We start from the raw sequence: 18463 nt of genomic DNA, 5'->3' as shown, positions 1-18463 counted from the left end.
AGATGACCGAGAAGAAACTCAAGACCACGGTCGACCGCGTCTACCAAGGGGTTTACGAGGCGATCAGCAAACGTTCGTTGCGTCCCGGGATGAAGCTTGGTGAGGCGTCGCTGGCCGACCTTTTTAATGTCAGCCGCACGTCGGTTCGTGCCGCGCTCAAGCAATTGGAAGCGGATGGGCTGGTTACCATCGAGCCCAATAAAGGGGCGTCGGTGTCGTTGCCCAGCGACGAAGAGATCCGCTCGTTGTTCGAAACCCGGCGCTTGATCGAGATCGGCATCGTCAGCGAACTCTGCCGTCGACGTGACACCGCGGTGACCCAGGACCTGCGCGATCATTTGCTGCTGGAAGATGAAGCGCACCGCAGAGGCGACCATGAACGACTGATTCATCTGCTTGGCGAGTTCCACATCAAACTCGCGCGAAGCCTGAATAACCCGGTGCTGCTGGACTGGTTCCAGAAGCTGATTTCCCGCGCTTCGCTGTACGCCGCCGCCCTGGATGACGACAGCCACGAGGCGTGTCGCGACGACGAGCACCTGCGGCTGATCGAGTACATCGAAGCCGGTAATCAAAGCGCGGCCATCGAACTGACCTGCATGCATTTGAACGGCATCGAGAAGGCCATCCTCGATGTCGCCGCCACACTCAAAACCGACTACCACCCGTTCAAGCACCTGATCGAGGTCTAATGATTCACGGCGATATCTGTAGCCGTTGTGGCGAGGGGATTTATCCCCGTTCGGCTGCGAAGCAGTCGTAAAACCTGAACACACGGTCTATCTGATGCACCGTGTTGTCTGAATTCACGACTGCTTCGCAGCCGAACGGGGATAAATCCCCTCGCCACAAGGCAGTTGCGACAGGGGGGGGGAAGTCAAAACCACAAGAATCCGCAGACCAGAATCGGCTAACCTCTATGAAACCATTGGCGTCGGCGATGCTCGAAACAAACGGGCCCGCGCCGTCCTCGAGCAGTTGCGATCGCGCACGTCAACCACTCACAGGGACACAGAGTCAGTCGATGCAGTTTCTATCTGATAGCCACGGGTGTGCCGGCTGGAACGGTGAAATGGCCGGGCGCATCCGCGCGTTCGACTGGAGCCACACCGAGCTTGGAAACATCGACGCCTGGCCCGCCAGCCTGTGCAGCGCGGTGCAGCTGATGCTTGCGTCCCCACTGCCGATGGTGATGCTCTGGGGCCGGGCGGGCTACATGATCTATAACGATGCCTACTCGGTGTTTGCCGGTGGCCGCCATCCGTATCTGCTGGGTGCTCCGGTGGAGCTGGGCTGGCCGGAAGTGGCCGAGTTCAATCGACATGTCGTCGACACCTGCCTGGCGGGTGGCACCTTGTCTTACCGCAATAAAGAGCTGGTGTTGCTAAGAAACGGGATCCCTGAAGACGTCTGGCTGGACCTCTATTACAGCCCTGTCGCCAATGATGAAGGTTGCCCGGCCGGGGTCATGGCGATGGTGGTCGACACCACTGAGCATGTGATTTCCGAACGTCGTCGCCAGCAAGCCGAAGATGCTTATCGCGCCGACAACGAACGGGTGCGCCTGGCGCTCAATGCCGGGGCTTTGCTCGGTTCGTTCGTCTGGGACATCAAGGGCAATGTGCTGTCCGGCGATGAGCGCTTCGCCCGGACTTTTTCCTACCCCGCCGAGCAGAACCTGGCCGACCTGTGCACCGACATCGCTGAAGCAAAGATTCATCCCGATGACCGCAATTGGGTCCAGGAACAGGTCAGTCAATCAGTGGCAACCGGCGAGCCCTTCAATGCCGAGTATCGGGTCCTGCGCCCCGACGGCAGCTATCTGTGGGTGCAGGCCAGTGGGTGTTGCGAGTTCAACGAGCAGGGCGAGCCATTCCGTTTTCCCGGTGTGTTGATCGACATTCACGAACGCAAGATTGCCGAAGAATCCTTGCTCAAATTCACCCGCAACCTCGAGCAGCGCGTGGCCGACGAAGTCGATGCGCGGCTGGCCGCTGAAGAGCAACTGCGCCAATCACAGAAGCTCGAAGCCATCGGCGGCCTCACCGGAGGTGTGGCCCACGACTTCAATAACCTGCTGCAGGTGATCGCCGGCAACCTGCACTTGCTGGCGCGGCATGAGCCGGACAACGCCAACGTGCAACGCCGGGTCAGCGCATCGATTGCGGCCGTCGAGCGCGGCGCCAAACTCTCTTCGCAATTGCTCGCGTTTGCCCGCCGCCAACCGTTGTCGCCGGCGGTGTGCGATCCACAACAGATCTTCGAAGGTCTGGGCGAGCTGTTGCAGCGAGCGTTGGGGGAAACCATCCAGATCGATGTGCAGGTGCCGCAAGCACCTTGGCACATCAACGTCGACCGCAACCAACTGGAAAATGCCATTCTCAACCTGGCGATCAATGCCCGTGACGCCATGCAGGGCGAGGGGACGATTGAGCTGAGCGCCGAGAATGTGGCACTCGACCGTAGGTTCTGTGCCGGCAAGGGCATCGTGGCCGGCGAGTATGTGCGTGTCGCGGTGGCTGATACGGGCGCCGGCATGTCACCCGAAGTGCTCGGGCAGGCATTCGAGCCGTTTTTCACCACCAAGGCCGACGGTCAGGGCACGGGGTTGGGTCTGAGCATGGTGTTCGGCTTCGTCAAGCAGAGCGGCGGGCACATCGAAATCTCCAGCGTCGTCGGGCAGGGCACTCGGGTGCAACTTTACTTTCCACGCAGCCTGCGAGCTTTGCCCAGTGAAACAACGGTGCGGGATTTACCCCGCCGGGGCGGGCACGAAACCATTCTGGTGGTCGAGGACAACGAAGCGGTGCGCAGCTCGGCGGTGGAGTTACTGCGCGAAGAGGGCTATCAGGTCCTGACCGCGGCCAACGGCGACCAGGCGATGCAGATGTTGCTGGAGGGGGTGGAGGTGAACCTGATTTTCACCGATGTGGTCATGCCCGGCCTGATCAAAAGCTCGGACCTGGCGGCCTGGGCCAAGGTGCAAAATCCCCCAGTGGCGGTGCTGTTTACCTCCGGCCACACCCGGGACATCATCTCGCGCAATCACCAGCTCAGCCCCGATACCCATCTGCTGAGCAAACCGTATGGGCCCGAAGCACTGACACACATGATCCACACCGTCCTCAGCGGCTAACCACATCCAATGTGGGAATATCCCCTGTTGATAATCGTTCCCACGCTCTGCGCTCATCGTTCTACATAACTCTGTTTTCAAGTATTTTTGAAACTCGGAGAAATGGAGAGCGATGATTGAATTGGGCACAGGACGAAATGAAAACCGCCGACTTGGGTGATGGCCGTTTAAATGCCAGGCTCGCCAGCTTTTTAGGACGCCTAGCCGATCATCCCGGCAACAGCATCCCAACTGCTTGTCGAGGGCTGGCAGAAACGACGGCGGCTTATCGATTTCTTGATAATGAGAAAGTCACGTTCCAGAAGGTGTTGCGGCCCCATCAGGACGCGACCCTGCAACGGATGCAAAACAGTCCCGTGGTGCTGTTGGCGCAAGACACGACCGAGATGGACAAATGGGTCAATCTCGGTCCCAAAGGGATGGGCACGATCAAGGCGCAGAAGAAGTTTTCTCGACGTCTGCACCCAACTATTGCCTTTACCCCCGAACGTATTTGTCTGGGCGTCGTCGATGCTCAGTGGTGGAGCCGCGATAAACCAAGCCCCCGCCATGAGCGCCGAGATAAAGGGATTGATGAGAAAGAGAGTCAGCGCTGGATTGACAGTTATCAAACCAGTTGCGCGATTCAGGGGCAGCTACCGCAGACCTTGGTGGTCAACCTCGCCGATGCTGAGGGTGATCTGTACGAATGGTTTATTGATTATCAGCAATTCGCTCCAGACACGCAGGCCCAATGGATCGTGCGGGCGGCTCAAGACAGGCGCTTGTCAGGGCCTGACAACGGGAAGTTGTGGTCGGTACTGGATCAGGCACCCTCTTTGGGAACACTCAAGGTTGAAGTCAAAGCGCGCGTCCAACGCCCCGCCCGGCTGGCTGATGTCACATTGCGCGCAGCAACCGTGACCCTGCGCGCCCCCGACAGGTCGGGTTATAAATTGCCCAGTGTCTCGATCAATGCTGTTTTGGCCCGTGAAGAAAACGCCATAGACGGCGTTGAGCCTCTGGAGTGGATGCTGTTGACCAGTCTACCGGTCACCCGCCTGGAACAGGCGAGCACCGTGGTTGAATGGTACGGGGTACGCTGGTCTATCGAAGTGTTTTTCAATGTGCTGAAGAATGGCTGTCAGGTCAGTCGATTGCAGCTGGAAACCGAGGAACGGTTGTTACCCTGCATTGGTTTGTACTTGATCACGACATGGCGCGTGCTTTACGGCCTGATGCTGGGACGTGCTTGTCCGGATTTAAGCTGCGAGATGGTGTTTGAGGCTTCGGAGTGGAAAGCGGCCTATATCGTGGTCAAACGGTGTCAACCGCCCTCTGCACCTCCTTCTTTGGGCGAGATGGTTTTACTGGTCACAAGCCTGGGAGGTTACTTAGGGCGCAAAAATGACGGACCTCCCGGTCCTAAAGCCATGTGGATAGGGATGCAACGAATACGTGAGTTTGTTATCGCATTAGAAGCCCAGCGTGCGCTCATCGAGAGTTGTGTAGAACGATGAGCGCTCTGCGTGGGAATGCCTCAACGGACGTTCTGCGTCACGCTTATGGGACGCGGAGCGTCCCGGGCTGCATTCCCACGCGGAGCGTGGGAATGATCAGGTCACGGCTATCGCGAGCAGGCTCACTCCTACAGGGTTTTGTGTTTTTTTCTGCAATCTAATAAGGGCTCCCGATGACTTCCACGCGCACCTCCAATCCTCCTTCCGGCATGGTCAGGGTACGCGGTGCCCGGGAACACAATCTCAAGAACATTGACGTCGACATTCCCCGGGACGCACTGGTGGTGTTCACCGGCGTCTCGGGTTCGGGCAAGTCGTCGCTGGCGTTTTCCACCCTGTATGCCGAAGCGCAGCGACGCTATTTCGAATCCGTGGCGCCGTATGCGCGGCGGCTGATCGATCAGGTCGGTGTGCCGGACGTGGATTCCATCGAAGGCCTGCCACCGGCCGTGGCCCTGCAACAGCAGCGCGGCACACCGAGTACGCGGTCTTCGGTGGGCAGCGTGACGACGCTGTCGAGCTTGATCCGTATGCTGTACTCCCGGGCCGGCAGCTATCCGTCGGGGCAGTCGATGCTGTACGCCGAGGACTTTTCGCCCAACACACCTCAAGGCGCCTGCCCCGAATGTCATGGTTTGGGCCGGGTCTATGAAGTCACCGAAGCCTTGATGGTCCCGGACCCGAGCCTGACCCTCCGCCAGCGCGCGGTGGCTTCCTGGCCCACGGCGTGGCAAGGACAAAACCTGCGCGACATCCTGGTGACGATGGGCTACGACGTTGATAAACCCTGGCGCGATCTGCCGAAAAAGCAGCGTGACTGGATCCTCTTCACCGAGGAAACACCGACCGTTCCGGTGTATGCCGGGCTCACCCCCGAAGAAACCAAAGTCGCGCTCAAACGCAAAATGGAGCCCAGCTATCAGGGCACGTTCACCGGCGCCCGACGCTACATCTTGCACACGTTCAGTCACTCCCAAAGTGCGCTGATGAAGAAGCGCGTCGCGCAATTCATGCTCGGCAGCCCGTGCCCGTTGTGCGACGGCAAACGGCTCAAGCGCGAGGCGTTGTCGGTGACCTTTGCCGGCTACGACATCGGCGAGCTGTCGCAGATGCCGTTGCTGCAAGTGGCCGAGGTGCTGAAGCCCGTGGCGGCCCACAGTTACCTGGAACAGGCCGAGGAGGCGGGCGAAGTGTTGACTCACAGCCAGACGCGCGAGGCCCGTGAACAGCGCGTGGCCCACGGCGCCAGCGCTCATGCCAACGCGCCGGACGTGCGGCACACGCCTAACCTGTCGGTGGAGAAACGCCTGGCCGCGCAACGGATCGCTCAGGATTTGCTGGAGCGGGTCAGCACCCTGACCGACCTGGGCCTTGGTTATCTGGCCCTTGAGCGCAGCACGCCGACCTTGTCGTCCGGCGAGTTGCAGCGACTGCGCCTGGCCACTCAATTGGGCTCGCAATTGTTCGGCGTGATCTACGTGCTGGATGAGCCGTCGGCCGGTCTGCACCCGGCGGATGGCGAAGCGCTGTTTGAAGCGCTGCAACGCTTGAAGGCTGCCGGCAACACGCTGTTTGTGGTTGAGCACGATCTGGAAACCATGCGTCGTGCAGACTGGCTGATCGATGTCGGCCCGGCGGCGGGTGAGCATGGCGGGCGGATTCTGTACAGCGGACCGCCCCAGGGGTTGGCCGAGGTCAAAGACTCGCAGACTCGTGCCTATCTTTTTGCCGAGCAGATTACTGATGCCAGAACCCAGCGCAAGGCGACCGATTGGCTGCGCCTGGAAGGCATCACGCGCAACAACCTGAACGACCTCGGCGTCGAGTTCCCCCTGGGGTGTTTTACCTCGGTGACCGGTGTTTCCGGTTCCGGCAAATCAAGCCTGGTCAGTCAAGCCTTGCTGGAACTGGTGGGTGCGCATCTGGGGCGTGCCGCGAGCGGCAGCGAGCCTGAAGAGTTGAGCCTTGAGGACGATGCGCCGCAAGTCAGCGGCGGTCAGGTCACGGCAGGGCTGGGATCGATCAAGCGCCTGGTGCAGGTCGATCAGAAACCTATCGGCCGCACGCCGCGCTCGAACCTGGCGACGTACACCGGGCTGTTCGACAACGTGCGCAAACTGTACGCCGCCACACCCCAGGCCCAGGCCGAGGGTTATGACGCCGGGCAGTTCTCTTTCAACGTCGCCAAGGGCCGTTGCCCGACCTGCGAAGGTGAAGGCTTTGTCAGCGTCGAGTTGCTGTTCATGCCCAGCGTCTATGCGCCATGCCCGACGTGTCATGGTGCTCGCTACAACCCCGAGACGCTGGCGATCATCTGGCAAGATCTGAACATTGCGCAGGTGTTGCAGTTGACGGTGGACGAAGCGGTCGAGGTGTTCGCCGAGCAGCCGGGCATTCGCCGATCCCTGGAAGTGCTGCGCGATATCGGCCTGGGCTATCTGCGCCTCGGCCAGCCGGCAACGGAGCTCTCGGGGGGCGAAGCCCAGCGCATCAAACTGGCGACCGAGCTGCAACGCAACCCGCGTGGGGCGACGTTGTACGTGCTCGACGAACCGACCACAGGCTTGCATCCACGGGACGTTGACCGGCTGCTTGAGCAGTTGAATACGCTGGTGGCGGCGGGGCACACGGTGGTTGTGGTGGAGCATGAAATGCGCGTGGTTGCGCAGAGTGACTGGGTGATTGATATCGGGCCGGGGGCGGGGGATCAGGGTGGGAAAATTGTCGTGGCCGGCACGCCGCAGAAAGTAGCGAAGAGCAAGAAGAGCCGGACGGCTCCGTTTCTGGCCCGGACCTTGGGAGCTGCTTGAGAGGTGCGGTGTTTTGACCGGCCTCTTCGCGAGCAAGCCCGCTCCCACATTGGATTGCATTTCCCTGTGGGAGCGGGCTTGCTCGCGAAGGCGGTCTATCAGGCGCGGTCGATCGTGCGTCGGACCTTGTCCAACAGCTCATTAATCTGAAACGGCTTGATCAGCATGTCCATGCCTTCGCCCAGGAACACCTGACGGTTGAGTGCGTTCTCCGCGTAGCCGGTCATGAACAGAATCGGTAATCCTTCACGCCAACTCCGGGCAACATCGGCCAGTTCACGACCATTCATGCGCGGCAGGCCCACGTCGGTCAGCATCAGATCAATCGAGGGGTCGTTTTGCAGGCGCTCCAGGGCGCCTTCAATATCGCCCACTTGGGTGCAGCGGTAACCAGCATCCACCAACACTTCGGCAACGAACATGCGCACCGACGGCATGTCTTCGACAATCAACACATGCTCACCCAAGCCCTGTTGATCCAATGACGCCTGTTCCGATTCAGTGGTGGTCGGATCGGCACTGGCGGGCAGCATGATGGTCACTTCGGTGCCACGGCGGGCCACGCTGCGGATGTGCGCATCGCCACCCGATTGCCGGGCGAACCCGTAAATGCTCGACAACCCCAACCCGGTGCCCTGGCCCAGTGGCTTGGTGGTAAAAAACGGGTCGAACACCTTGTCGATCACATTGTGTTCGATGCCCGTCCCGTCATCGCGCACGGACAGTGCAACATACGCCCCGTCCGCCAGTTTCAGATCACCGCGTGAATACGCCGCGTAGGTGCTGACCCAGATATTCCCGCCCTGCGGCAGCGCATCGCGCGCGTTGATCACCAGGTTGAGTACGGCGCTTTCCAGCTGGATTGGGTCGACCAGGGCAATCGCGGCTTTGGAGGTCAGTTCGAGTTTCAGCGCAATGTGTTCGCCGATGGTGCGCGCCAGCAATTCTTCGAGGGAACGAATATGTTCGTTGATGTCCACCGGCCGGGTATTGAGCGGCTGCTGGCGGGCGAAGGCCAGCAAGCGGTGGGTCAGGGAGGCGGCGCTCATGGCCGAGTTCAGCGCCGCTTCGGCATAGAACTGGACCTTGTCGGTACGCGAATCGGCCACCCGTTTCTGGATCAATTCCAGGCTGGTGATGATGCCGGTCAGCAGGTTGTTGAAGTCATGGGCGATGCCGCCGGTCAACTTGCCCAGTGCGTCCATTTTCTGCACTTGCAGCAACTGGCTCTCGGTGCGCACGCGCGCGGCGATCTCGTGTTCCAGTTGCAACGTCGTGTCGTCGAGCTGGGCCAGGTGCGAGCGTTCGCGATGGCGATGCTCGGTGACGTCCTCCACGAACACCAGGCTCAGTTCAGGGGTGCGATACGGAGAAATTTGCCACTCAGTTTCCCGCAGTTCCCCCTCGATCCGCATATTCAGCGTGCCTTTCCAGCGTTCACCCGCTGTCAGGCGCAGGCGCAGTTCATTGAGGATCGCTTGCTGTTGGTCGGCGAAGCATTCGCGCAAGGTGTCCGGGTCGCGGTTGTCCTGAATCAATCGGGAGAAGGCATGGTTGCATTCGTGGACTTTGAACTGGGCGTCCAGCACCGCGATGGGTGCCGAGACATTGACGAAAATCTCGCGAAAACGCGCCTCGCTTTCACGCAGGGCGTTTTCCGTATCACGTACCCGCAGCAGGGTGCGCAGGGTCGCCAGCAAAACGTCCGGGTCCACGGGATGGATCAGGTAGGCATCGGCCCCGGCGTCCAGGCCGGTGATGATGTCACCGGTCTGGATCGACGCCGCCGACACGTGAATTACCGGCAGCAACGCCGTGGCGGGTTCCGAGCGCAGTTTACGGACAATGTCGAAGCCGCTCATGTCGGGCAGATTGACGTCCAGAATCAACGCATCGATCAATTCGCTGTCGATCAGCGCCAGGCCGTCGCCGCCGGTCCCGGCCTCCAGCACGATGTAGCCGTGCGGCTCCAGGCGTCGGCGGAGGGCGTAGCGAGTGGCGACGTTGTCGTCGACGATCAACAGGCGAATGTCACGTTTCATCGGCAGGCTCCATGGCGATGGCCAGCGGGATGATCACGAAAAAGGTCGAACCGACCCCGGGAGTACTCTCGACCCCGACCTCGCCACCCAGTAGTTCGGCGAAGCGTTTGCACAAAGACAAGCCCAGACCGGTACCGCGCAAGCGTTTTTGCAGGGGCGAATCGACTTGGGAAAAGTCCTCGAACAATGCGCCATGTAGCTCGGCAGCGATACCTATTCCTGTATCGGTGACGGCAAAGCGTACCTGGCTGGCGCCTTCGAGGGAGGCCGAAACCCGCACTTCACCGCGGGTGGTGAATTTCAGCGAATTGGAAATGAAGTTGCGCAGGATCTGCGCCAGCTTCTTGTCATCGGTGTACAGGCGCGGCAGACCGACCGGTTCTTCGAAGATCAGGTCCACCGCCGAAGCGTCGACGATCGGGCGAAACATGCCGCGCAGGGCGGCGAACAAGTCGAACATGTCGAACCAGGCGGGCGAGATGGTGATACGCCCGGCCTCGATTTTCGCAAGGTCCAGCAAGTCGTCGACCATGTCGCTCAGCTCCCGCGCGGCGGTGCTGACGAACGCGACCTGCTTGTGTTGCTCGGGGCTCAGCGGGCCGTCGAGTTCATCGTTCAGCAGGCTGGCGATGCTCAGGATCGAGCCTAGCGGCGTGCGAAACTCGTGACTCATGTACGACAGGAAGCGGCTTTTGAGGTCCGACGCCTGACGCAGTTCTTCAGCCTGGGTGTCGAGCTCGGCATACAACGCGAGCACGCCCTGATTGGTTTCGTCGAGCTCTTCGCGCAGCGCTGCGGTTTCGTTCTGCAAGCGCTCGATCAGCGCCTGGGGTTCGTCGATCGGCGGCATGGGCGACTTAGCCATGGGCGGCCTCCAAAGCAACGACCAGTACCGTCACATCGTCCCGGCCGCGACAGAAATCGCGATGCAGGACTGCGGCTATCACGGCGGGATGTCGGTGCACCAGGCCGGGGTAGTCGTTCAAATTCCAACGGGACTGCAGGCCGTCGCTGTACATGATCAATAGATGTCCGTTCACGTGAGCATAGTCAAAAGGCTGGGCTTTCCGGTATTGCCCGCCGACGATGCCCGGATGGGACGCCAGGCCACGGGACTTGTCCAGGCTGATCAGACAGCCACCGATGTTGCCGATGCCGATGAATCTGAGTGAGCCGTGGTGGCCGTCAAACTGCGCGATCGCCAGGGCGCCGCCACGGGTGCCGATCATGGCTCGGTGAATGTCTTCGAGCAGGAACACCGGCAAGGCAAACGGTGCCACGGCGAAGGCTTTTTCGCCGGCGCGGGCGGCGCGTTCGGCTTCTTCGCCATGGCCCAGGCCGTCGATCACCAAGGCGCTGAGGTTCGCCCCGTCAAACGCCAGGTGCCAGACGTCCCCACACGCCGGGTCGTCGTGCAGCGAGTGCTGGCTGATGCCGATGCGCAAGTCCGCTGCCTTGCTGGCGCGTGGATACAAGCGGGCCAACAACACGGTACCGCGTGAGTCGGTGTAAACATCAAAGACCTCCGTCTGGCGCGACACCGCACCGAGGCCTATGCCCTGAGTGCCTCCCGTGGAAAACCCGTCAGCCATGCACGCCTGCAAGTCAAAGCCGTGGGCACGGTCCACCGCGAGCATCTCGATGCCGCTGGCGCTTTTACCGGGCAGGATTCGCAAGTGCAATTCGCCCCGGGCTGCGTGCTTGAGTACGTTGCTGGCCAATTCAGTGGCCACCAGCGCCACGCGGCCAGCGTCCGTCGCGTCGAAACCGTGGTCTTCGGCGAGCTTCTGCGCAGTGCGCCGGGCAAAGCCGATCTGGCTGCTGTCCTCGATCAACAGCACTTGGGTCATCGCCCCCCCGATGTTCATGTCCATCGGGTGATCGTTATGCGAGTGCCTTTGCCGGGTTCGGTGTCCAGTTCGAACTCGTCCACCAACCGTTTCGCCCCGGTCAAGCCAAGACCCAGACCGCTGCCGGAGGTCCAGCCGTCGGTCATGGCCAGTTTGATGTCCGGGATTCCAGGGCCTTCATCGCGAAACGTCAGGCGCAAGCCGACCCTCGAATTTTCGTCGAGGATCTGCCAGTCCATGTCGCCACCGCCGCCATAGACCATGGTGTTGCGCGCCAGCTCGCTGACGGCAGTCACCAGCTTGGTCAGGTCGATCAGGCGCATGCCGCACTCGGTGGCCAGCTTGCGCGAAGTCTGCCGGGCCAGGACCACGTCCTGCTCGATCTGGATTGGCTGAGTGCCGCTGCTGCGCAGGGTCATTGCTTGAGTACTCGTTCCTGAAGCCGTTTCATCCCGCGTTCGACGTTCAGCGCGGTGCTGACACCGGGCAGGGTCAGGCCGAGCTCGACCAGCGTAATCGCCACGGCGGGCTGCATGCCCACCAGCACGGTTTCAGCGTCCATGATTTTCGACAGCCCGGAAATCGTCCCGATCATCCGGCCAATAAACGAATCGACCATGTCCAGCGCGGAGATATCGATCAACACACCGCGCGCCGAGGTGTTGCTGATGCGCTCCGACAGATCGTCCTGCAGGGTCAAGGCAAGCTGGTCGTGCATGTCGACCTGAATGGTCACCAGCAGAAAATCGCCCATTTTCAGAATAGGAATGCGTTCCATCGGCTTATACCGTCTTGCTGACGGTGATTCCCAGACGGGTCAAAGCCAGTTTGAGGGCATCGGCCAAGTTGGCCTTGGTGACCACGCCTTGCAGGTCCAGCCCCAAGTGAACGATGGTCTGTGCAATCTGCGGACGCACACCGCTGATGATGCAATCGGCGCCCATCAGGCGAATCGCGGTCACGGTTTTGAGCAGGTGCTGCGCCACCAGGGTGTCGACCGTCGGCACGCCGGTGATGTCGATGATGGCAATTTCCGAACCGGTATCGACGATCCGTTGCAGCAGCGATTCCATCACCACCTGGGTGCGTTGCGAGTCCAGGGTGCCGATCATCGGCAGGGCGAGTACACCGTCCCAGAGCTTGACCACCGGGGTGGAGAGCTCCAGCAATTCTTCCTGCTGACGCTTGATCACCGCTTCGCGGGATTTCTGAAAGGTACGGATGGTGTGCATGCCCAGCGCATCGAGCAGCTCGGACACTTCCCAGAGCTGTTCGGCCAATACAGCCGGATTGTCGTTGTAGTGAGATTGCAGCAAGGAAAACAGCGGACCTTTCAGCGAGAAAATGAAGTTAGCGGTCTGGTGGGAATCCTGACCGAGCTGGGCGCGGCTGTGGGAGAGTTTTTCGAGGAATTGGCGAACTTCGTCCCAGCCCGGCGCGGCGATGTTCGGGCCGTTGCCGTTTTCCAGGCCCGTGACCACCAGTTGCAGAAACTCCGAGGTCTGCTGCTTCAGTTCGTGGTCCTTGAGGTTACGGTTGGCACCACTGGCTTCCAGGCTAGTGACCCAATCGCCAAGCAATTGCGCGTGGTTGTTCTTCATCGCGTCGAGTGTGCTGATTTGCATTGCTGCCATGTCCTTGTGCTCCTGAAATTTGACGGGCCGATTCCCCAGAAAACAACGGGCCCGAGTCAGTGACATTTGCGGTATGAAATAGTTAGTAAGTCAGGCGGGATATTTTGCATCCTGGTCAGTACTTGCCCGATAACTCTAGTCGGCACAGCCGTCGACGACGATTTTTGACCTTGATCCTGCCGGGTGCCTGTCTTTTGCATTGAACCCCTGTCCGCGGTTGGCTTCGAACCTTCAAGGCCCCGGCTTTTTGTATCGTGGGCTTGCCGTCACGAGCGAGGTACGTATGAAAGACGAATCGACACAACGACAGGAACAATCGGGGGCGCCGGTTGACCGCAATGACCCGGCGATTGATCCGCAGACCCCGGGTGAGGGCGCGCCGGCTGGTCAGCGTCAAAGCCAATCCACCGACTCGCCAAGCGCCGATGCAGCGGTGGATCAGAAGAACCATCACACCGACAACGACAATGAGTTCAGCCCTGGTTTCAAACCGACGCCAGACCGGCCAAAACCCGGCGAAGATACGGATGCCGACATCGATACGGATGGCGGCTAGTCCCGTCAGGCTAAAAAAGAAGGCCGCATCAAACGATGCGGCCTTCTTTTTGAACATTATTTGCTGGGATGGGCGGCCTGGAGTTTTTTCGCCATATCCAGATGTTTTTCCAAGGCTGGCAACATTTTTTGTGCGAAGCCTTTCAGGTCGGTGGCGCCTTTGACCTTGTCGTCCGTCACCGTGTTAGCCTGTTTTTTGAACAGCTCGATGGTTTCTTCGTGGGCCTTCACCTGGTTATTGGCATAGGCCGCGTCGAAGGATTCGTCGCGCATGTCGAGGATTTTTTCCTTGGCCTGCTTGACCAGCGTCGTGTCGTCCGGAACCTCGATGTCGTTCTTTTTGGCCAGCGCAGTCAATTCCTTATAAGCCTTGGTGTGGTCGGTGATCATCATATTGGCGAATGCCTTGATGTCCGCCGATGAGCTTTTTTCCAGGGCCAGTTTGCTGGTTTCGACTTCGGCGATGCCGCCTGCGGCGGCGTTATCGACAAAGTCATTGGAAGTGGCGGCAAAAGCGGTGCCCATGCTGGTGCTCAAGGCTACGGCCAGGGCGAGGTGGCGCAGGGTGAATCCGTCCATTGGTCATTCTCCACACAGGATTTTGGTCAGCGATCGAGATGATCGTTATTCAGTGGAGGCGGGCGCTCGGGCAAAAGTTTTATCGGGATTGCGCCAGGACGACGAACGGACACCGCTGGTCTGATAGGCGGTCGACAGAACCCGCTTACCGAGGCCATTCTGATAGTTCGTGAACGCAATCGATCGCGTTTGCTACCCGAAAAACAAACGGAGGTGTTCCATGCCGGTGCCACACGATATTTGTCAGGACCTGAAACTTTCAAAGGAAGATATCCAGCAAAAACGCTCCAAGGATTCTCGACTGGACTCATTGCTTAACCAGTATTCGCAAGCGGACGCCGAGGTGGTAAAGGCTGAAACCGCACAATCGGATGCGCCCAGCGATGACGCACTGAAGAAACTCAAGGAGAAGCGCGTGCAGGTCAAGAATCAGATCGTTGAACGGCTCAAGACGCCATCCTGACGCGCTTGCCAGCTCACCGACAATCGGTGACTGAAAAATTGGAACGGTGATCAAAATCGGCACCTCGAAAGATCAGAGTCCGACCTTTTCGACTCGCTGCGAGGTGCCTTATGACCGAACCCAAATTTCCCAGTGAAGAGCAGGGCGGGTTTGACCCGATTCCGACTCATCCTGAACCGTTAAGCCCCGGCCGCACAGCGGTGAACCCCGAGGATGAGCCGGGCATCGACGAATTGCCAGACAACGAAGGTGTGCGCCCGCTGGATGATGACGACTCCACCTCGATGGACCCGGAACGGGTGCGTGAAGAAACGGACCACGCCGTACGCGATAACCCAATGGATCCCCGTTAACCCAACTTCACACAGATCCCCTGTAGGAGCGAGCGGTGCGGCGATCCGACTTGCCCGCGAAGAGGCCTTCACATTCAATATTGATATCGACTGAATAGACGCCTTCGCGGGCAAGCCTCGCTCCTACAGTTGATTTTCGTTATTTCTGGAGGGCGGTGGTGAGGGGGAGGCGCGCCATGTTCATTGCTTTCAGCGAGCCCAGGTACAACCAGTCCCCGTACTCGCGCACCGTGGTGATCGGCGAGTAATTGCCGGTACTAGCATCCTGCAGGTTGGCAATCACCTTGCCGTCAAGGTCCAGACCCAGCGCAAAGGCGCGCTTTTCAACGGGTTTGGGCAGCACCGTCATTGCCCGTACGATCATCTTGCGCACGAACGGATGCGGCGCCGTGGCGTCGAGAAGTGCATTGCGTGGCGCATAGAGCGCCACCCAGAAGCGATCGCGGCCATTGAAGGCGAGGTTGTCCGGCAGCCCCGGCAGATTGTCGATAAACACGTCATGGGTACCGGCTTTCGGCCCGCTCAACCAAAAACGGCTGATGCGGTAAGCGCCAGTTTCGTTGACCAGCACAAAACTATCGTCCGGCCCCAGCGTCACGCCGTTGGCAAACTCGAGCTTGTCCAGCAACACTGTGGTCTTGCCCGTCTGGAAGTCATAGCGCAACAAACGGCCGTCACCACCGTGCTCGATGATCGCCTCGCCATCCTTGCCATAGCCCCAGCGGCTGGAGGCGTCGCTGAAGTAGGCGTAGTGCCCGGACTTGTCGATGGCCACATCATCGGTAAAACCGAAGGGCACGTCGCCGGCCGCAGTGGTCAACGGAATCAACCGACCCTGGGCATCCAGGGACAGCAAACCTTTGACGCCGTCAGCGATCACCAGCAATCCATTCGGGTGGCGTGCCAGGCCCAGCGGCCTGCCGCCGGTATCGGCCAGTACTTTGGTGTCCTTGCCGTCGAGGCTGGTGCGGATCAGCCGACCATCGTGCAGCCCGGTGATGAGCACGTTGTCTTCCAGTAACAGCGCCTCGGGCCCTTCGATGTCCGCCGGGCCGACACGCTCCACCCCTTTGAGACGCTGATTGTCGGCATACACGCCGCTGGTGAGGGAAGGCGCCGGCGGCGGTGTCCAGGCCACAGGTCGAACCTTGGTCGGGAACAACAGCAGAAACGCGCCCAAGGCAATAATCAGCAATAGCAGCAGATTGCGAAACCTGAAGGCTCTTCTCACACGCTGACTCCTGCCGGGGTCAGGTGTTTTTGCGCCATCTCGCGCAACGCCAGCATCGACGCTGCGGATTCGCGTTCGATGCGCCGCTTGAGCAGCAATTTATTGGTGATACGCATCGCCAGGCCACTGAATTGATACTCCAGTGTGCGCACGAAGCGTGTGCCTTCACCCTGCGACTCGCATTCGTAGGTTACGACCAGCGACAACCCATGATCACCGCGCGCCCAGGCACTCCAGCGCCGTCCTGGCAGGTATTCGTTGACCTCCCAGCTCAAGTGTCCGGTACGCCCGCCGGCACGGATGTCCTCCTCGAACCGCTGACCGGCATGCAGCGGGCCACCTTGCCCCTCGACCTTGAGGGAGGACGGATGCCACTCCGGCCAACGGGTGACGGTGCTGGCATAGGCGAGCACGTCAATCGGGTTTCCAGCGATAGCGATCTGGTGCTGCATGCGGGTCATGGTCGTTCTCGTCAGGGGCAGGGGGTCATGCTCGGGCTCCCAGTACAGGGTGCCGAACAAGTAGTCCATCAGCGGAAAAACGATATTGAAATTGCGTTCCTGCATCAGCTCGCGGCGGTGATGCAGCTCATGCAGGCGGCGCATCTGGCGGATCCACGGTAGGCGCGTGACCGGGTTTTCGGGGGGCAAGTGTTCGCAGGCATGAAACACCTCGTACATCAGGTAGCCGAGGACGAGACAGCCACCAAACAATCCGGCGACGTTGGCATCGACCTGCTTGAGCAGCCACCAGAGGGGCAGGGTGATGGCGACGGTGTGTAACACGATCAGCCAGGCCGGGAACAGAATCACCCGCCAGTCCCGGGCGCTGTCGTAGGTCATGTGGCCTGGGGCGAAAAAGCTGTGATGGTCGCCGGCATGGCGGGCGTAGAACATCCGCGCGAAGCTCTTTTTGTGGTGCCCCAGATGCCGATGCACCATGTACACGCCGAAGTTGAAGAACAACAGCGTCAACGGCACCGCCAACCATTCCAGCGGCTGGACCTGATGCACGGTGCTCCAGAATCCGCCGATGGCCAGCAATCCGAACAGCAGCACGAAGGCGCCGTGCAGCCAAGGGTTGTAGCGGGGATGGATGTCAGCGCGATAGCGGCTGCGAAATGCCTGGGTGGTCTGCCTCACTGCGGTCACCTCTGGTTATTGTTATAACCAGCAGATTAGCTGATCTGCCCGCTTAGGCTTGAGCAAACCTGGAGGACACAAGCGCCATGATCCGGTGTATTCAGGTCAGCGGGTTCCAGCGCTGGGACCAGTCGTCGTCGGTCTTGATGACTTCACGCAATAAATCGAAGGCCCGTTGCAGAGTCGCGGAGTCGCGATCGCGCGAATAAACCAGGTAGGTCGGGTAACTGAATTCCGGGGCTTTGGGCACGGGCTCCAGCACGCCGCTTTCCAGGTAGCTCTGGACCACGCGGGTACGGAAGTAGCCGCTGCCGCCGTTTTCCAGGATGTATTGCAGGGCCAGCGGCCCGAGGTTGAAGCTCAAGGCCGCCTTGGCTTTTTCCGGCAGGGCGGCATCGTGCTGGCGGCGAAAGTCCGGGCCCCAGTCGATGTACACGTAAGGATCGGGCCGCCCGGCGAGGCGTACGAGGATGAGTTTTTCTTCGAGGATCTGCTCGACTTGCAGACGCGGCCAGTACTCAGGCTGATAGACCAGCGCCGCGTCCAGCACCCCCAGTTCCAGTTGGCGCAACAGGTTTTCGCCGTCACGGATTTCCATGCGCAGGGCGTGGCTGGGAATCTTCTCGCGCAGTTCACCGGCCCAACTGAGCATCAGCGGATTGCACAGGCTGACTTCGCCGCCGATGTGCAGCACGTCGCGATAACCCTCGGGCAACGGCAAGTCTCGACGCGCGGCTTCCCAGGTCTCGACCAGTTGATTGGCGTACACCACAAAAGCCTCACCATTGGGCGTCAGACGCGCACCGGCGCGGTTGCGCACAAATAACGTGCTGCCCAGCTGGCTCTCGAGTTTTTGCACGCGCGCCGTGATTGCGGTCTGGGTGACGTGGAGTTTTTCGGCGGCGGCGGCAAGGCTGCCGTGGCGGACAATTTCCAGAAAGGTGCGAGCGAGATCGATGTCCATGGGGCGGCCGGTGCGGGAAGTGCGGGCATTGTAAACGGATACGAGAGGACCGGCTTATGTAGCCGCTGGCGAAGCCCTGTGGGAGCGAGCTTGCTCGCGAAGGCGGTTTTTCAGTCACATCATTGTTGAATGTGCCGCCGCTATCGCGAGCAAGCTCGCTCCCACAGGGGATTATGAAACACCGGGTGACGTGGAGTTTTCAGCG

Annotated in this window: 17 protein-coding genes; 7 read left to right on the top strand and 10 right to left on the bottom strand. The window is 60.2% G+C overall.

Translation table 11 applies throughout. The features are described from left to right. Positions 1-2: 2 nt before the first annotated feature. The 4 genes from ACYZTM_RS02305 to ACYZTM_RS02290 all read left to right on the top strand — a co-directional run bounded on the left by ACYZTM_RS02305 (position 3) and on the right by ACYZTM_RS02290 (position 7445). On the top strand, positions 3-692 hold the full coding sequence (locus tag ACYZTM_RS02305) for a GntR family transcriptional regulator (RefSeq protein ID WP_461986776.1): 690 nt from the start codon (positions 3-5) through the stop codon (positions 690-692). A gap of 332 nt (positions 693-1024) precedes the next feature. Next, the gene (locus tag ACYZTM_RS02300; protein ID WP_131061512.1) at positions 1025-3136 is read left to right on the top strand and encodes a hybrid sensor histidine kinase/response regulator; all 2112 of its coding nucleotides are present in this window, start codon (positions 1025-1027) and stop codon (positions 3134-3136) included. Positions 3137-3252: 116 nt separating this feature from the next. Continuing rightward, positions 3253-4635: an IS4 family transposase gene (locus tag ACYZTM_RS02295; protein ID WP_461983473.1), complete on the top strand. Its 1383-nt coding sequence runs from the start codon at positions 3253-3255 to the stop codon at positions 4633-4635. A 173-nt stretch (positions 4636-4808) separates the two neighbouring features. Then, the gene (locus tag ACYZTM_RS02290) at positions 4809-7445 is read left to right on the top strand and encodes an excinuclease ABC subunit UvrA (protein WP_461986774.1); all 2637 of its coding nucleotides are present in this window, start codon (positions 4809-4811) and stop codon (positions 7443-7445) included. Positions 7446-7543: 98 nt separating this feature from the next. Here ACYZTM_RS02290 and ACYZTM_RS02285 read toward each other — a convergent pair whose 3' ends face one another. From ACYZTM_RS02285 to ACYZTM_RS02260, 6 genes are read right to left on the bottom strand one after another with little or no spacing between them, the layout of a single operon-like run. Continuing rightward, positions 7544-9487, bottom strand: coding sequence for a response regulator (locus tag ACYZTM_RS02285; RefSeq protein WP_131061514.1), 1944 nt, complete (start codon positions 9485-9487; stop codon positions 7544-7546). Further along, positions 9477-10352 carry a sensor histidine kinase gene (locus ACYZTM_RS02280; protein ID WP_131061515.1) on the bottom strand — a complete coding sequence of 292 codons (876 nt, stop codon included), beginning with the start codon at positions 10350-10352 and terminating at the stop codon, positions 9477-9479. The genes ACYZTM_RS02285 and ACYZTM_RS02280 overlap by 11 nt, the downstream gene beginning before the upstream one ends. Next, positions 10345-11355 carry an ATP-binding protein gene (locus ACYZTM_RS02275; RefSeq protein ID WP_131061559.1) on the bottom strand — a complete coding sequence of 337 codons (1011 nt, stop codon included), beginning with the start codon at positions 11353-11355 and terminating at the stop codon, positions 10345-10347. The genes ACYZTM_RS02280 and ACYZTM_RS02275 overlap by 8 nt, the downstream gene beginning before the upstream one ends. Then, complete coding sequence (locus ACYZTM_RS02270; RefSeq protein WP_461986771.1) at positions 11352-11756, bottom strand: anti-sigma regulatory factor; 405 nt, start codon at positions 11754-11756, stop codon at positions 11352-11354. Before ACYZTM_RS02270 ends, ACYZTM_RS02275 begins: the two co-directional genes overlap by 4 nt. Continuing rightward, positions 11753-12115 (bottom strand): STAS domain-containing protein, encoded by a 363-nt coding sequence (locus ACYZTM_RS02265; protein WP_131061517.1) that lies wholly within the window; start codon positions 12113-12115, stop codon positions 11753-11755. Before ACYZTM_RS02265 ends, ACYZTM_RS02270 begins: the two co-directional genes overlap by 4 nt. Before the next feature lie 4 nt (positions 12116-12119). Next, the gene (locus ACYZTM_RS02260; RefSeq protein ID WP_461986769.1) at positions 12120-12971 is read right to left on the bottom strand and encodes an STAS domain-containing protein; all 852 of its coding nucleotides are present in this window, start codon (positions 12969-12971) and stop codon (positions 12120-12122) included. 283 nt (positions 12972-13254) lie between these two features. Here ACYZTM_RS02260 and ACYZTM_RS02255 point away from each other — a divergent pair, with 283 nt between their 5' ends. Beyond that, positions 13255-13527 (top strand): hypothetical protein, encoded by a 273-nt coding sequence (locus tag ACYZTM_RS02255; RefSeq protein ID WP_461986767.1) that lies wholly within the window; start codon positions 13255-13257, stop codon positions 13525-13527. Between the two features lie 56 nt (positions 13528-13583). Here the strand turns inward: ACYZTM_RS02255 and ACYZTM_RS02250 are convergent, their stop codons facing one another. Beyond that, positions 13584-14105 (bottom strand): DUF4142 domain-containing protein, encoded by a 522-nt coding sequence (locus ACYZTM_RS02250; protein WP_131061520.1) that lies wholly within the window; start codon positions 14103-14105, stop codon positions 13584-13586. Positions 14106-14325: 220 nt separating this feature from the next. On the opposite strand from ACYZTM_RS02250, the gene ACYZTM_RS02245 reads away from it, so the two are divergent. Together ACYZTM_RS02245 and ACYZTM_RS02240 are read left to right on the top strand one after the other, a co-directional pair. Continuing rightward, positions 14326-14568, top strand: a complete 243-nt coding sequence (locus ACYZTM_RS02245; protein ID WP_461986765.1) for a hypothetical protein — start codon at positions 14326-14328, stop codon at positions 14566-14568. 110 nt (positions 14569-14678) lie between these two features. Next, positions 14679-14921: a hypothetical protein gene (locus tag ACYZTM_RS02240; protein ID WP_461986763.1), complete on the top strand. Its 243-nt coding sequence runs from the start codon at positions 14679-14681 to the stop codon at positions 14919-14921. A 139-nt stretch (positions 14922-15060) separates the two neighbouring features. On the opposite strand, the gene ACYZTM_RS02235 is transcribed toward ACYZTM_RS02240, so the two are convergent. The 3 genes from ACYZTM_RS02235 to ACYZTM_RS02225 all read right to left on the bottom strand — a co-directional run bounded on the left by ACYZTM_RS02235 (position 15061) and on the right by ACYZTM_RS02225 (position 18258). Then, positions 15061-16152, bottom strand: a complete 1092-nt coding sequence (locus ACYZTM_RS02235; protein ID WP_461986761.1) for an SMP-30/gluconolactonase/LRE family protein — start codon at positions 16150-16152, stop codon at positions 15061-15063. Further along, positions 16149-17294, bottom strand: a complete 1146-nt coding sequence (locus ACYZTM_RS02230) for a sterol desaturase/SRPBCC family protein (RefSeq protein ID WP_461986759.1) — start codon at positions 17292-17294, stop codon at positions 16149-16151. The genes ACYZTM_RS02235 and ACYZTM_RS02230 overlap by 4 nt, the downstream gene beginning before the upstream one ends. A 100-nt stretch (positions 17295-17394) precedes the next feature. Further along, positions 17395-18258 (bottom strand): LysR family transcriptional regulator, encoded by an 864-nt coding sequence (locus ACYZTM_RS02225; protein ID WP_131061525.1) that lies wholly within the window; start codon positions 18256-18258, stop codon positions 17395-17397. Positions 18259-18463: the final 205 nt, after the last annotated feature.

It is taken from the genome of Pseudomonas sp. MDT2-39-1 (assembly GCF_054898085.1).
The sequence above is the reverse complement of the archived record's forward strand: the minus strand, read 5'-3'. Positions and strand labels throughout refer to the sequence as shown.